Raw genomic sequence first — 14,062 nt, 5'->3', positions numbered from 1 at the left:
CGTCGCGTTCGCCGACCTCTGTCCCTGGACTGCAACCCACTTACCTCAATACTTACTTCACCTATTGACGTAAGTGGTCCAGACCTTTAAGTTCCGTGGGCATGTCAAGACCCCACCCCCCGGCCATCCCCCTGGCCGTTCTCTCCCTGGCCGCCGGCCTGCTCGGCACCCTCCCCACACCCGCGCACGCCGCGGCCCAGGCGCTGCCCACCGGCTTCGCCACCGTCATGAACGCCGCCAGCGGCAGATGCCTGGACGCCCGCGCGGCCGGCACCGCCAACGGCACGGCCGTGCAGCAGTACTCCTGCAACGGCACCACCGCCCAGCGCTGGAGCTTCACCGCCACCAGCGACGGCTACGTCCGGATCAGCAACGCCAACAACACCTCCCAGGTCGTGGACGTCTCCGACGTCTCCACGGCCGACAACGCTCCGGTCCATCTGTGGTCCTACGGCGGCGGCGCCAACCAGCAGTGGCTGCCCGTCGACCTGGGCGGCGGCGCGTACCGCTTCGTCAACCGCAACAGCGGCAAGTGCCTGGACGACCCGGCCGCCGCCACCGCCGACAGCGTGCAGTTCGTGCAGTACACCTGCAACGGCAGCGCGGCCCAGCGCTTCCAGGTGGTGCCGGTGTCCCAGTCGACGGCCACGCCCGATCTCGGCCCGAACGTCGTCGTGTTCGACCCCTCGATGGCGTCCTCCACGATCCAGTCCCGGCTGAACACGATCTTCCAGCAGCAGGAGACCAACCAGTTCGGCTCCCAGCGCCACGCCGTGCTGTTCAAGCCGGGCGCCTACGACGCGGACGTCAACGTCGGCTTCTACACCCAGGTCGCCGGGCTCGGCCTCTCCCCCGACGCGGTCACCATCAACGGCGCTGTGCACGCCGAGGCCGACTGGTTCCCGCCGCAGAACGCCACCCAGAACTTCTGGCGCGGCGCCGAGAACCTCTCGGTCAACCCGACGGGCGGCAACGACCGTTGGGCGGTCTCGCAGGCCGCGTCCTACCGCCGGATGCATCTGCGCGGCAACCTCGCCCTGGACGACGGCGGCTGGGCCAGCGGCGGACTGTTCGCCGACACCAAGGTCGACGGCCAGGTCAACTCCGGTACCCAGCAGCAGTGGCTGACCCGCAACTCCCAGCTCGGCAGCTGGACCGGGTCCAACTGGAACATGGTCTTCGTCGGCAGCCAGGGCGTGCCCGGCACCAGCTTCCCCAACCCGCCGTACACCACGGTCGCGCAGACCCCGGTCAGCCGGGAGAAGCCATTCCTGTACATCGACGGTGACGGTGCCTACAAGGTGTTCGTGCCGTCCGTGCGCACCAACTCCACGGCCACCAGCTGGGCGGGCGGCTCTCCGGCCGGCAGCTCGCTGTCCCTGGACAGCTTCTACGTCGTGAAGCCGGGCGCGACCGCCTCGGACATCAACACGGCGCTGGCGGCGGGCAAGAACCTCCTGGTCACCCCGGGCGTCTACCACCTCAACCAGACGCTTCAGGTCAACCGCGCCGACACGGTCGTCCTGGGACTCGGCCTCGCCACGTTCATCCCCGACAACGGTGTCACCGCCATGAAGGTGGCCGACGTCGACGGGGTGAAGGTCGCGGGCGTCCTCTTCGACGCGGGCACCACCAACTCGCCCACCCTGATGGAGGTCGGCCCGGCGGGCTCCTCCGCTTCGCACGCCGCGAACCCGACGTCCCTGCACGACGTCTACTTCCGCGTCGGCGGCGCCGCCGTCGGCAAGGCGACCACCAGCCTTGTCGTCAACAGCGACCACGTCATCGGCGACCACACCTGGATCTGGCGCGGCGACCACGGCACCGGCATCGGCTGGAACTCCAACACCGGTGACACCGGCCTGATCGTCAACGGCGACGACGTCACCATGTACGGCCTGTTCGTCGAGCACTACCAGAAGTACCAGACCATCTGGAACGGCAACGGCGGCCGGACGTACTTCTACCAGAACGAGATGCCCTACGACCCGCCCAACCAGGCCGCCTGGATGAACGGCTCCACCCAGGGCTACGCCGCCTACAAGGTCGCGGACGGCGTCACCAGCCACCAGGCCTACGGCCTCGGCAGCTACTGCTACTTCAACGTCAACCCGAGCGTCACCGCCGAGCGGGCCATCGAGGCGCCGAACCGCGCGGGCGTGACCTTCCGGAGCATGGTGACGGTCTCCCTCGGCGGCACCGGCACCATCCGGCACGTCATCAACGACCGCGGTGGCCCGTCCAACTCCACGACCAACGTGGCCAACCTGAGCAACTACCCGTAGAAGGAGCCTCGTTCATCATGTCCACCCCACGCATCATCGGACGCGGCACGATTCTCGCCGTGCTCGCCGCCCTCCTGGCGGCCCTGTTCTCCGCGACTCCCGCCCAGGCCGCCTCCGGCACCATCACCGGCCTCGCCGGCAAGTGCGTCGACGTGGCGGGCGCGAGCTCCGCCAACGGCACCGCCGTACAGCTCTACGACTGCAACGGCACCGGCGCACAGGTGTGGTCCAACTCCGGTGACGGCACCCTGCGCGCGCTCGGCAAGTGTCTCGACGTCGTCGACCGCTCCACCGCGGACGGCGCGTCGGTCCAGCTCTGGGACTGTTCCGGCGGCGCCAACCAGCAGTGGGTCGTCAGCTCGGCGCGGGACATCGTCAACCCGGCCGCCAACAAGTGCCTGGACGTCCGCGGCAACACCAGCGCCAACGGCACCCGGCTGCAGATCTGGAGCTGCACCGGCGGCGCCAACCAGAAGTGGACCGCGCCCGCGAGCGGCGGCGGCACCAACCCGTCCGGGTTCGTGGTCTCCGAGGCGCAGTTCAACCAGATGTTCCCGAACCGGAACTCCTTCTACACCTACAGCGGCCTGCGGGCCGCGCTCAGCGCCTACCCCGGATTCGCGAACACCGGCAGCGACACCGTGAAGAAGCAGGAGGCCGCGGCCTTCCTCGCCAACGTCAACCACGAGACCGGCGGCCTGGTCCACGTCGTCGAGCAGAACACCGCCAACTACCCCCACTACTGCGACTGGGGCCAGTCGTACGGCTGCCCGGCCGGCCAGGCCGCCTACTACGGCCGCGGCCCGATCCAGCTCTCCTGGAACTTCAACTACAAGGCCGCGGGAGACGCATTGGGGCTGGATCTGCTCAACAACCCCTGGCTGGTGCAGAACGACGCCTCCGTCGCCTGGCGGACCGGCCTGTGGTACTGGAACACCCAGACCGGCCCTGGCACCATGACCCCGCACAACGCCATGGTCAACCAGGCCGGTTTCGGGCAGACGATCCGCAGCATCAACGGCTCCCTGGAGTGCGACGGCCGCAACCCGGCGCAGGTGCAGTCCCGGGTGGACGCCTACAACCGGTTCACCTCGATCCTCGGGGTCGGCCCCGGCGGCAACCTCTACTGCTGACGGAGAGAGGCGATGCGCACACTGAGATCCCTGACCCGGGCCGTCCTCGGCACGCTTGGCGCGCTGACGCTCGTCGTGGCACTCCCCGCGAGCGCCCACGCGGACGTGCTGACCCTGCTGCCACAGAACGCGGACGGCCTGGAGCAGACCTTCTCCCCCGCCTACGACTACGACCGTGACGGCTGCTACGCGACCGCCGCGATCGGCGCCAACGGCACCCTCAACCCGGGCCTGAGGCTGGGCGGCGACGTCAACGGCAAGTGCCGTGACCACGCCCAACTCGCCAACGCCAACACCTATTCACGGGCCGAGTGCAACAACGGCTGGTGCGCGATCATGTACGCCAGCTACTTCGAGAAGGACCAGATCACCCTGGGCCCGGCGGCGCTCGGGCACACCCATGACTGGGAGCACGTGGTGGTGTGGGTCCGGGACAGCGAGGTCCAGTACGTGTCGGTGTCGCAGCACAACTCGTACCAGGTGGCGGCCCGTTCGGCGATCCGCTTCGACGGCACCCATCCGAAGATCGTCTACCACAAGGACGGCATATCGAGTCACTGCTTCCGCTTCGCGGGCGGCAATGACGAGCCGGCCGAGAACCACACCGGCAACTGGTTCTTCCCGCGTCTCGTCGGCTGGAACGGCTATCCGGCCGGGTACCGCGACAAGCTGATGGGCGCGGACTTCGGTTCGGCGACCATCAAGATCGACGACGGTGACTTCCAGTACGCCTTGGCGAACTCGAAGCCGTCAGGGATCCCCTTCGACCCGTACGCCTGATCCGCTCCCCCGGTTCAGGACACGGCCGGCCCGGTCACGTACCGCCCCCGCTCGTCATACGGCCAGACATTGGGCACGCATCCGTGCATGCCCTTGATCTGCTGCATCATGGCGGGGGCGGGCTGACCGGGCCCCGGGCAGCCCACGTGACCGTGACCGAGGAAGTGGCCCACCTCGTGGTTGATGATCAGCGCCCGGTACGCGGTGACGTCCTTCGCGTAGACGGGTGTTGCCAGCAGCCAGCGCTCCAGGTTCACCATCACGTTCTGCGCCACGTTGCAGTTGTACTCGCCATGGGTGTCGAGGCCATGCTGCGCGCAGATCTCGTCCACGGTCCCCGGGGTCGCGATCCGCACGACGAAGTCGGTCGTGCCGTCCGGCACCCGCTGGAACGCCGAGTGCCCGTCCGCGGTCCAGCCGCGCGGGTCGGCCAGGATGCGCTCGACCTGCCGGGCGACGTCCGCCGCGTCGAGATCGAGTCCGTCCTCCACCTCGACCCGGTAGCGCAGGGCCGGGCCCGATCCCGCCTTCCCGCCGGAGCCGCCCGCGCCGGTGAACGTGCCCGGACCCGTCGAGGGAATGTCGGGCTCGGCGGTGGCCTCGCGTGACGGGGAAGGAGAGGGAGCGGGGGACCCGGTGGCCCGAGGAGGCGCCGAAGAACGGGACTTGTGGCGTGGCGAAGGAGAGTCCGCCGCGTCCACGACCGCGAAACCGGCGGCGCCCAGGACGGCCAGTGCGGCCACGGCTCCCCACAGCGGCGCCCTCCGCCTGCGCGGGGCGGCGCGTCGTCGGCCACGGGATGAACGTGCGGTGCGCGTGGTCATGTTCGCCAGGCTGTGATCGCAGTGTGATCGACCCTGGCTCAAGCGGTAACGAAGAGATAACGGACGGCGGAGTGCGGGTTTATATGATCATCCCGTAACAACGTCGCTGATGGTCCACCGCCGTGCGGATACTGACCGCATGCCACGCGTACTGCTGATCGAGGACGACCACGCCGTGCGGAAGGCAGTCGCACTCGCCCTGCGCCGCCAGGGACATGAGGTCGCCGCCGTGGAGAACGGGGAGGACGGTCTCGGCCGGGTGCGGTCCTTCCGGCCGGACGTCGTGGTGCTGGACCTGATGCTCCCGGGGATGCCCGGCCTGGATGTCTGCCATGCGCTGCGCGCCCTCGACCAGACCCTGCCGATCATCATGGTGACCGCGCGGGGCGACGACGAGGACATCGTGGTGGGGCTGGAGGCGGGCGCCGACGACTACGTGGTCAAGCCCGTGCAGGCGCGGGTGCTCCAGGCCCGTATCCGGGCGGTGCTGCGCCGGGCGACCGGGGCGCCCGGCGAGGCCGGGATCCCGAAGATCGACACCTACGGCGAGCTGGCCGTCGATCGGGCCGGGCTCTGCGTCGCCCGGGACGGCGTGCCGATCGCGCTCGCCCCGTCCGAACTGCGGCTGCTGCTCACCCTGTCCGCCTCCCCCGGCCAGGTGTTCAGCAGACAGCAGTTGCTGGAGGCGGTCTGGGAGCACAGCTATCACGGGGACGCGAGGCTGGTGGACGCCTGCGTCAAGCGGCTGCGCGCCAAGATGGGCGAACCGCCGCGCGAGCCGCGCTACATCCAGACCGTGCGCGGCTTCGGCTACCGGTTCGCGGCCCGGTGAGACGGCCGAGCGTGTCGCAACTGCGCAGTCTGCGCGTGCGGTTGGTGGTGGCCTTCGTAGTGGTCGCCGCGGTCACGGCCGCCACGACCGGCGCGCTGACCTTCCGCGAGGCGCGCCGGGGCGTGCTCCAGCAGAGCCAGGACACGGTGATCCAACTGCTGCGCACCCAGGTCGGACGGCTCGCCCAGGATCTGGCGTTCCCGCCCGGCGAGGACGAGCTGCGCCGGTTCGCGACGGACGTGGCCAATGTCGAACCCACCGGAACCTGGCGGGTCCTGGCCACGTACGGCGAGCTGAGCGCCACCTCGATCCCCGACGACCCGTTCTCAGAACTCACCCCCGCCCTGCGCGCCTCCGTCGAGTCGAGCATGGCCACGGTGTTCCAACGGGTCGACAGCGGCGGCCACACCTCGCTGGTCGTCGGCATGTCGGTCACCTTCGCCGCGTCCGACGGCGGCGCCTACCCATCCGGCGTCCGGGTCTTCCTGACCGTGCCGCAGTCCACGGAACGGGCCTATGTCGACGCCCTGGTCGACGCCGTGGAGCGGGCCACCGTGCCCGCCCTCGGGCTCGCCGTGCTGCTGGCGCTGCTGGCGGCGCGCGGGGTGCTGCGGCCGGTGCGGGCGCTGCGCCGGGCCACCCGCTCCATCGCCGAGGGGCGTCTGGACACCCGGCTGGCGGTCAACGGCTCCGACGAACTCGCCGATCTGTCGCACACGTTCAACGAGACGGCCGCCGCGCTGGAGCAGTCGGTGGCCGAACTGCGCGGCATGGAGGCGCGGGCCCGCCGGTTCGCCGCGGACGTGTCGCACGAGCTGCGCACTCCGCTGGCCGCGATGTCGGCGGTCACCGACGTGCTCGACGAGGACGCCGAGCGCCTGGCCCCGGACACCGCCGAGGCGGTCCGGCTGATCAGCGAGGAGACCGTGAAACTGGCCCGGCTGGTGGACGACCTGATGGAGATCTCCCGTTTCGACGCGGGCGCGGCGGTGCTGCACCGGGACGAGATCGACCTCGCCGAGTCACTGCGCCGCACCCTCGCCGCCCGCGCCTGGACCGGCCTGGTGGAGTGCGAGCTGCCGCCGCCGGATGCCCTGCGCGGCCGGGTCGACCCGCGCCGCCTGGACGTGGTCGTCGCCAACCTGGTCGGCAACGCCCTGCGGCACGGCGCCCGTCCGGTCCTGCTCAGGCTGTCCGCGGACGGAGAGCGGGGCGCGGTGATCGAGGTGCTGGACAGCGGTCCGGGCATCCCCGACAGCGTGCTGCCGTACGTCTTCGAGCGGTTCTACAAGTCGGACGCGGCCCGCACCCGTACCGAGGGCAGCGGCCTGGGCCTCGCGATCACCGCGGAGAACGTCCGGATGCACGGCGGCACGATCAGCGCGGCGAACCGGCCCGAAGGGGGCGCCGTGTTCACCTTACGACTCCCCCTGCCCGCCGACGGGCCGTCCCCGGAGGGCCCGTCATGAGACCTCCACGCCTCCTCGCCGCCCTGTCCCTGTGCGCGCTCACCTCCTGCGGCATCCCCACGACCGGTGTGGTGGAGGCGGGCGGTCCCGCGAGTGGGGTGGTGCCGACGATCGGCGTCTACTTCGTGGTGAACGGCGAGCTGATCGCCGTGCCTCGGCAGATCGGCGCGCCGGTCGAGGTCGAGGACGCCCTGCGGGTGCTGCTGCTCGGCCCGGACGACGCCGAGCGCGGCAAGCGGCTCACCACCGAACTCCCGCTGCTCACCGGCATGCCGACCCCCGACCCGCCGGGCGGCGCCAGCCTCGCGCCCCGGGAGCGCCCCCGGCCGGACCTGCTGACGGTGACCGAGCGGGACGACTCCATCTCCGTCGGCCTGTCGTCCTCGGGTGAGTTGAGCGACCTCGGTGCGGCCCAGATCATCTGTACGGTCACGGCGGCGCGCCGCGTCTCGGACCCCACCGCCGAACCGCTGCCGGTGAACGTCGTCGGCCACGAGGGGTTCACCGTCCCGTGCCCATAGGACCGTGCCCATAGGAAAAGGGCCCCCGCGGACTGCTGCCCACGAAGGCCCTTCGCACCGTCGGGACGACAGGATTTGAACCTGCGACCCCTTGACCCCCAGTCAAGTGCGCTACCAAGCTGCGCCACGTCCCGGTGCGCCCATCTCGCGGTGACCCGCGAGAACGCGCAGGTAAACCTTACCGTATGCGGGTGGATGCTCCTGTCTGCTCCGGTGTGCGCCCCCGTCCCCGGACGGGCGTCGACGGGCGCGGGGCGCGGGTGGCGGGGACCAGCAGGGCGGCGAGTGCCGCGGCCAGGCAGAGCACGGCCAGCAGGGTGAAGCCGTGGGTGTAGCCGGAGGCGTACGGCAGGCCCGAGGGCTGCAGGCTGCTGGTGACCAGGACGCTGGTGACCGCGGCGCCGATCGAGCCGCCGATGGTGCGGATGTTGGCGTTCATCCCGGTCGCTGCGCCGGTCTGCTCGGGCGGCACGCTGCCCACGATGAGGTTGGCCATCGAGGCGAAGGCGAGCCCGATGCCGAGCCCGAACACACCCGCGACGAAGCCGACTTGCCAGCGTTCGTCGTGCCACAGGGCCAGGAAGCCGCAGGCGAGGGCGCCGAGCGCGGCCCCGGCGGTGAGCAGCGCCTTGGCGCCGACGACGGGCTGGAGCCGGCCGCCGAGGACTCCGGAGAGGAACATCGCGACCAGCATCGGCAGCATGAGCAGACCGGACTCGGTGACGCTCGCCCCGAAGCCGTACCCGGCCGAGGCCGGGGTCTGGACGAAGCCCGGCAGGAAGGACCAGATCGCGTACATGCCCGAGCCGAAGAGCAGGGCGGCGGTGTTGGTGGTCCACACCGCGGGCAGCCGCATCACCTTCTGGTCGATCAGCGGGGTGCGGGAGCGGGCCTCGCTGTACAGCCACAGCGCGAACAGCGCGAGCGCGGCGGCGAACAGGCCGAGGGTCCGGGCGGAGGTCCAGCCCCACACGCTCGCCTGGCTGATCGGCAGCAGCAGGGCGACGAGCCAGGCCGAGAGCAGTACGGCGCCGGTCCAGTTGACGCTGCCGCGGGCTCGGGTGACGGACTCGGGGACGTAGCGCAGGGCGATCAGGGTGGTCACCGCGACGACGCCGACCGGGATCCAGAACAGCCAGCGGTAGTCGAGGGCGGTGATGACGGGTCCGGCGGCGACCATGCCGACGCCGCCGCCCGCGGCGATCACGGCGGACAGGTTGCTGATGCTGCGGGCGACCGCACCGGGCGCGAACTCGTCCCGGATGATGCCGAAGGACAGCGGGAACAGGGCACCACCGACACCCTGGACGACGCGGGCAGCGATCAGGACGCCGATGCTCGGGGCGAGCGCGGCGAGCAGACAGCCGAGCGCGACGACGAACAGCACGGCGACGAGGGTGCGCTTCTTGCCGATCAGATCGCCGACCCGGCCGAGGATCGGGGTGAAGACCGAGGCGGACAGCAGATACGCGGTCATCACCCAGGTCGCGGTGGACTGCGAGGCGTGCAGCTCCTGCTGCACGGTCGGCAGGGCCGGCGCGATCAGCGACTGGAGCATGGAGAACACCGCGGCACCCGTCGCGAGGACCGCGAAGGTGAGCCGCGTGGAGGAGCGGGGCATGAGGGGGCCTCTCCGACTGATAAAGTGGAGGTACTCCTCCACTCTAGCGGAGGCAACCCTCCGCTTCAATCGGGACCCTGTCCGAAGCTCTCTCCGACGTTCCCTCCGACTTCCTCCGGGAGGCAGCCGTGTCCGCCCAGTTCCCCGTCAGCGAGATCGTCGCGGCCCGGCGCCCGCACCGTAAGGACGCCGCCCGCAACTACGACGCCCTGCTCGCCGCCGCCCGCGACGCCTTCGCCGAGAACGGCGCGGATGCCTCCCTGGAGGACATCGCCAAGCGCGCCGGCGTGGGCATCGGCACCCTCTACCGGAACTTCCCCACCCGGCGCGATCTCTTCGAGAGCGTGTACGCGGGCGAGGTGAACGACCTGGTCCAGGTCGCGCGGGAGGTCGCCGGGCTGGAGCCGTGGGAGGCCCTCACCACGTGGCTCCACCGGTTCACCGGCTACATGGTCACCAAGCGGGCCGTGCGCGAGGCGCTGGACGACCAGTCGGAGATCTTCGACGCCTGCCGTGACTCGATGTACGCGGCGGGCGGGCCGCTCCTGGAGCGGGCGCAGCGGGCGGGCGTGGCGCGCGCGGACATGGACTTCGGTGATCTGCTGCGCCTGGTCGCGGGTGTCACCGCGACGACCTTCACCGACGACGCCCAGCGCGACCGGGTTCTCGCCATCGCCCTGGACGGGGTGCGCACGGCCCGCTGAACGGGAACGCGGAACGCCCGCCGTCCCCTGACATGACGGCGGGCGCCCGGCCCCCGAGTCGCCGGCCGGCCCTCATGACGGCCGGCGACGGTCTGTTCACGCGGGTGGTTCGATACCGAACCTCCCCGCGGCCTCGGTCAGCTCGCGCCAGACCTTCGGCGCGACCGGGATCCCCTGCTCGGCCCGCTCGACGGCCACCGCGGCGCTGCGCTCGCCCGGGTAGTACACGCCGCTGTCGGTGGGCAGCCCCTTGAGCGTGGCCAGGGTCTCGTCCACCGACGCCGTGAAGGCGTCCGGGTCACCGAAGGCCGCCGGGTCCACGGCGATGAGCAGGGCGTTCTGGCGGTGCTTGCGCCCTTGCGGGTCGTCCGAGTGGAAGGCGGCGAAGATCGGCGCGCCGACGAGCACGCTGGTGAGGATCTCGAAGGCCAGGGACATGCCCGAGCCCTTGGCGCCGCCCAGGGGCAGCGGCATGACCGCCTGCTCGGGGTCGGTCGTCGGGGTGCCGTCCTCGGTGGCGGCCGCGCCCTCGGGCAGGGGGGTTCCGTTCGCCTTCGCCTGGCGGATCCTGCCGAGCGCGACGGTGGCGGTGGCCATGTCGAGCAGCAGCGGGGCGTGCTCCTTCGCCGGTACGGCGATGGCGAGCGGGCTGGTGGCGACGGCGGCGCCCTTGACGCCGGTGTAGCCCATGTTGGGCATACCGGCCACGAACCCGATGCCGACCAGGCCCTGCTCGGCGATCCGGGACACGTAGTAGCCGATGGCCCCGGTGTGCACGGTACGGCGCACCCCCACCGAGGCGATGCCGGTCACCTTCGCCCGGGTCACCGCCTCGTCCGCGGCGGCGCTCAGCGCCACCGGCCCGGGGGCGCGGTCGGCGTCCAGGACCGCCGCGGCCGGGGTGGTCGACTCGACGCCGAGCTCGGGCCGCGCATTGGCCACCCCCTTGGCCAACAGCTCCAGATAGGCCGGGACCCGGGCGATGCCGTGCGAGTCGACGCCGCGCAGCGCGGCCCAGACGAACACCTCGGCGGTGGTGCGGGCGTGCTCGGCACTCAGGCCGCCCTGCTCCAGCAGGGCCGCGGAGAAGTCCCGCAACTCCCCTGCGGGCACGAGCTTCCGGTGGGACATGGTTCTCCTAGATCAGGGTGGTTCAGCTGGATCAGGGGTGGTTCAGCGGGTGACGAGCACGTCGACGACGGCCGTGGTGCCCTCCGCCACGGCCTTGAGGGCGCGCTCCAGGGCGGGAGCGAGGGCGTCGGGCGCGTCGACGGTCTCGGTGTGCATCCCGAACGGCTCGGCGAAGGAGGCGAGCCGCGGCAGCCGGTGCAGATCGGTGCCGAGCCACTCCCCCGTCCCGGCGGCCGCGCCGTCGGGGTAGAAGCGACGGTGGTTGAGATTCATCGACTTGTAGACACGGTTGTTGAAGACGACGATCAGCAACGGCAGTTCGTATGCCCGCGAGGCGTCGTAGGACGGGATCACCGGGTTGTAGGTGAAGGCGCCGTCGCCGATGGTGAGCACCACCGGCCGCTCCCGGGCGGCGAGTTTGACGCCCAGCGCGACCGCCATGCCCTGGCCGAGACCGCCCTGGACGTAGAAGTACGAGTCGGGGGCGTCGTTCCGCAGGTGCCGCTTGACGATCCGGCTGTGGGTGATGGTCTCGTCGACGACGATCGCGTCCTCCCCGTCCAGCAGCCGCCGCAGCGTGGCGGCCACCATCACGGGATCGATGCCCCCGGCCGCTTCGGCGGCCTTCGCCTCGGCCGCCGCGATCGCGGCCCGCTCCCCCGCGTGCCGCTCCTCCTGTGCCGCACGCCGGGCGGTGACCGCCGCCGCGTCCAGGTCCTTCGCCCGCTTGGCGAGCTGGCGCAGGCTGTTGGCGACGTTGCCCTCCAAGTACCGGTCCGCGAACAGGACTTGGTAGGTGATGTGCGGGCGCTGCGGCACCTCGTCGATGACGACGATCCGTGCCTTCGAGGGCCGGCGTGACGGTGGGTAGAAGGGCGCCCGGCAGTTGACCAGCAGGATCAGGTCCGCCTCGTCCATCCAGGGCCCGATGTCGCTGCCTGCGTGCAGCGGGTGGGTGCGCGGGAAGTTGCCGCACACCGCCGAGTCGGGCTCGACGACCGGGATGTTCCAGGCCTCGGCGAAGGCGACGAGAGCCTCCCAGCCGCCCGACTCACGCCCCGAAGTCTCCGTGACGATCACCGGGTTGACGGCCTCGCGGATCAACTGCGCGACCGCGTCGGCCTCTTCGGGCGAGCTGTGCGTGGAGCCGGGCGGGACGACGGGCTTGGCCTCACGGCCGTCCCACTCCTCCAGGAGGATCTCCAGCGGGATGTTCAGATACGCCGGTCCCGCCGGGGCCCGCCAGGCCAGCTCCGCCGCCCTCGTGATCATCGTGGGCAGGGTGTGGACACTGGCCGCCTCGTTGGACCACTTGGTGAACGGACTCGCGACGCCGTGCGGGCCGCCCACGATCGACAGGTTGCGGTACCACTGGCCGCCCGGGTCCTTCCCCGGGCCGTCGCCGTAGGTGGCCGACTCCGAGGAGGCGACCACCATCGGCACCCCGGCGAGCAGGGCGCCGTGCACGGCCATCGAGCCCTGGAGCAGGCCGGGGGCCGCGTGCAGCAGCACGCCCTGCGGGCGGCGGGTGATCAGGCCGTAGCCGGTGGCCATGCCCACGGCGACCGTCTCGTGGGTCAGGTCCAGATACCCGGGGCAGGGCAGTCCGTCGCGGTGGTGCCGGGCCAGCGACTCCCACACGGGGGCCCATTCGGACCCCGACGCGCAGAAGATGTGGTCGGCGCCGGCGGCGGTGAGGGCGGCGACGGCGGCGTCACCGCCGTCCAGGTGCTCGGTGTCGGTCATGTCAGCCCTCGATCGGCCAGTTCAGGACCTCGGAGATACCCCGGCCCATGATCCATTCGAGCTCTTCGGGGGTGAAGTCCCAGTGCTTGGTGAACTGCTCGATGGTGTCGGTGTAGGTGATGCCGTGGCCGAGCAGCCGGGTGATGTCGGTGCCGTAGAAGCAGCGCTGCGGGCCCATCCGGTCGACCATCTCGCGCACGTACTGCTGGATGTTGTTGTTGGGGAACGGCTGCGTCGAGTAGCCCGGCAGCGCCGAGACCTTGACGTAGATGTTCGGGTGGGCGGCGAGATCGGCGGTCTCCTGGACCCAGTAGCCGATCGCGTCGTCGACACAGCGGGCCATGATGCCCATGTGGTCGATGATGATCTTCAGCTCGGGGTGCTTCGCGGCGATCTCGCCGAGCTCCCGCTTCCAGATCGGGGCGTGGACCATGGTGGGGATGCCGAGCTCCTCGGCGATCGGCCAGTACCAGTCGTTGGTGCCGTCGATCATCCAGTTGCGGTCCTGCGGCCGGTGGAAGGTGAGCCGGGTGCCCTTCACATGCGGGTTCTGGGCGAAGTCCGCCAGCATCGCCTTGCCCTCTTCGGGCTTGTTCTGCGGGATGCGGGCCATGATGCCGAACCGGTCCGGGTGGGCCTCGCAGGCCTCCAGGGCGTAGTCGATGCGGTCGCCCTCCCAGGACGGCGGGAGGATCAGCGCCCGGTTGACGCCGGCCTCGTCCATCAGCTCCAGGGCCTCCTCGTAGGAGAAGGGGTCCTCGCGGTGGCCGTTGAGGCGGATCCGCTCGCGGGCCCCGGGCACCCAGGGGCGGTCCGGGGTCTCTTCCTTCCAGATGTGGATCTGCGTGTCGACGACGAACATGGCCTCAACTCTTTCTGTCGAACGGGGCGGTGGGGTGCTGCGGAGGGAACGCTAGGCGGGGCGGGAGCCCTTGCCGAGCCCCGGGAGCGCAAGCTGTTGTTGCGCGAAATACCGCTCTGTGCAGGGCATTCACTGATTGCCCGAGCGGTCTGGA

General features: G+C 70.9%; 12 protein-coding genes and 1 tRNA gene. 7 read left to right on the top strand and 6 right to left on the bottom strand.

What is annotated here, in order from left to right; genetic code table 11:
• Positions 1-101 precede the first annotated feature (101 nt).
• Genes STRCI_RS34975 through STRCI_RS34965 form a run of 3 tightly spaced genes read left to right on the top strand, consistent with a single transcriptional unit; the run spans position 102 to position 4,198 of the window.
• Positions 102-2,285: an RICIN domain-containing protein gene (locus tag STRCI_RS34975; protein WP_269662977.1), complete on the top strand. Its 2,184-nt coding sequence runs from the start codon at positions 102-104 to the stop codon at positions 2,283-2,285.
• A gap of 17 nt (positions 2,286-2,302) precedes the next feature.
• Positions 2,303-3,418: a glycoside hydrolase family 19 protein gene (locus tag STRCI_RS34970; protein ID WP_269662976.1), complete on the top strand. Its 1,116-nt coding sequence runs from the start codon at positions 2,303-2,305 to the stop codon at positions 3,416-3,418.
• Between the two features lie 12 nt (positions 3,419-3,430).
• Positions 3,431-4,198 carry an NPP1 family protein gene (locus tag STRCI_RS34965; protein WP_269662975.1) on the top strand — a complete coding sequence of 256 codons (768 nt, stop codon included), beginning with the start codon at positions 3,431-3,433 and terminating at the stop codon, positions 4,196-4,198.
• A 14-nt stretch (positions 4,199-4,212) separates the two neighbouring features.
• Here STRCI_RS34965 and STRCI_RS34960 read toward each other — a convergent pair whose 3' ends face one another.
• The gene (locus tag STRCI_RS34960) at positions 4,213-5,022 is read right to left on the bottom strand and encodes a DUF3152 domain-containing protein (protein ID WP_269662974.1); all 810 of its coding nucleotides are present in this window, start codon (positions 5,020-5,022) and stop codon (positions 4,213-4,215) included.
• A gap of 139 nt (positions 5,023-5,161) precedes the next feature.
• Here STRCI_RS34960 and STRCI_RS34955 point away from each other — a divergent pair, with 139 nt between their 5' ends.
• Genes STRCI_RS34955 through STRCI_RS34945 form a run of 3 tightly spaced genes read left to right on the top strand, consistent with a single transcriptional unit; the run spans position 5,162 to position 7,844 of the window.
• Entirely contained in the window at positions 5,162-5,854 is a 693-nt protein-coding gene (locus STRCI_RS34955; protein WP_269662973.1) for a response regulator transcription factor, read from the top strand.
• Between the two features lie 11 nt (positions 5,855-5,865).
• Positions 5,866-7,323 (top strand): sensor histidine kinase, encoded by a 1,458-nt coding sequence (locus tag STRCI_RS34950; protein WP_269662972.1) that lies wholly within the window; start codon positions 5,866-5,868, stop codon positions 7,321-7,323.
• Entirely contained in the window at positions 7,320-7,844 is a 525-nt protein-coding gene (locus tag STRCI_RS34945) for a hypothetical protein (protein WP_269662971.1), read from the top strand. Before STRCI_RS34950 ends, STRCI_RS34945 begins: the two co-directional genes overlap by 4 nt.
• 60 nt (positions 7,845-7,904) lie before the next feature.
• Here STRCI_RS34945 and STRCI_RS34940 read toward each other — a convergent pair.
• Both STRCI_RS34940 and STRCI_RS34935 read right to left on the bottom strand, forming a co-directional pair.
• Positions 7,905-7,978, bottom strand: a tRNA-Pro gene (locus STRCI_RS34940).
• Between the two features lie 44 nt (positions 7,979-8,022).
• Positions 8,023-9,465, bottom strand: coding sequence for an MFS transporter (locus tag STRCI_RS34935; RefSeq protein ID WP_269662970.1), 1,443 nt, complete (start codon positions 9,463-9,465; stop codon positions 8,023-8,025).
• Positions 9,466-9,593: 128 nt separating this feature from the next.
• Here STRCI_RS34935 and STRCI_RS34930 point away from each other — a divergent pair, with 128 nt between their 5' ends.
• On the top strand, positions 9,594-10,169 hold the full coding sequence (locus tag STRCI_RS34930) for a TetR/AcrR family transcriptional regulator (RefSeq protein WP_269662969.1): 576 nt from the start codon (positions 9,594-9,596) through the stop codon (positions 10,167-10,169).
• Between the two features lie 96 nt (positions 10,170-10,265).
• On the opposite strand, the gene STRCI_RS34925 is transcribed toward STRCI_RS34930, so the two are convergent.
• The 3 genes from STRCI_RS34925 to STRCI_RS34915 are packed head-to-tail and all read right to left on the bottom strand — an operon-like array spanning position 10,266 to position 13,908.
• A complete protein-coding gene (locus STRCI_RS34925; RefSeq protein ID WP_269662968.1) occupies positions 10,266-11,300 on the bottom strand; it encodes an Ldh family oxidoreductase in 1,035 nt (344 codons plus the stop codon).
• A gap of 42 nt (positions 11,301-11,342) precedes the next feature.
• Complete coding sequence (locus STRCI_RS34920; protein WP_269662967.1) at positions 11,343-13,046, bottom strand: thiamine pyrophosphate-dependent enzyme; 1,704 nt, start codon at positions 13,044-13,046, stop codon at positions 11,343-11,345.
• 1 nt (position 13,047) lies between these two features.
• Complete coding sequence (locus STRCI_RS34915) at positions 13,048-13,908, bottom strand: amidohydrolase family protein (protein ID WP_269662966.1); 861 nt, start codon at positions 13,906-13,908, stop codon at positions 13,048-13,050.
• Positions 13,909-14,062: the final 154 nt, after the last annotated feature.

This window comes from Streptomyces cinnabarinus (assembly GCF_027270315.1).
Lineage (GTDB): Bacteria > Actinomycetota > Actinomycetes > Streptomycetales > Streptomycetaceae > Streptomyces > Streptomyces cinnabarinus.
The sequence above is the reverse complement of the archived record's forward strand: the minus strand, read 5'-3'. Positions and strand labels throughout refer to the sequence as shown.

Coding starts and splice junctions, on each gene's coding strand:
- STRCI_RS34975 (WP_269662977.1), top strand. CDS start 102: ATGTCAAGACCCCACCCCCCGGCCATCCCCCTGGCCGTTCTCTCCCTG.
- STRCI_RS34970 (WP_269662976.1), top strand. CDS start 2,303: ATGTCCACCCCACGCATCATCGGACGCGGCACGATTCTCGCCGTGCTC.
- STRCI_RS34965 (WP_269662975.1), top strand. CDS start 3,431: ATGCGCACACTGAGATCCCTGACCCGGGCCGTCCTCGGCACGCTTGGC.
- STRCI_RS34960 (WP_269662974.1), bottom strand. CDS start 5,022: ATGACCACGCGCACCGCACGTTCATCCCGTGGCCGACGACGCGCCGCC.
- STRCI_RS34955 (WP_269662973.1), top strand. CDS start 5,162: ATGCCACGCGTACTGCTGATCGAGGACGACCACGCCGTGCGGAAGGCA.
- STRCI_RS34945 (WP_269662971.1), top strand. CDS start 7,320: ATGAGACCTCCACGCCTCCTCGCCGCCCTGTCCCTGTGCGCGCTCACC.
- STRCI_RS34935 (WP_269662970.1), bottom strand. CDS start 9,465: ATGCCCCGCTCCTCCACGCGGCTCACCTTCGCGGTCCTCGCGACGGGT.
- STRCI_RS34925 (WP_269662968.1), bottom strand. CDS start 11,300: ATGTCCCACCGGAAGCTCGTGCCCGCAGGGGAGTTGCGGGACTTCTCC.
- STRCI_RS34920 (WP_269662967.1), bottom strand. CDS start 13,046: ATGACCGACACCGAGCACCTGGACGGCGGTGACGCCGCCGTCGCCGCC.
- STRCI_RS34915 (WP_269662966.1), bottom strand. CDS start 13,908: ATGTTCGTCGTCGACACGCAGATCCACATCTGGAAGGAAGAGACCCCG.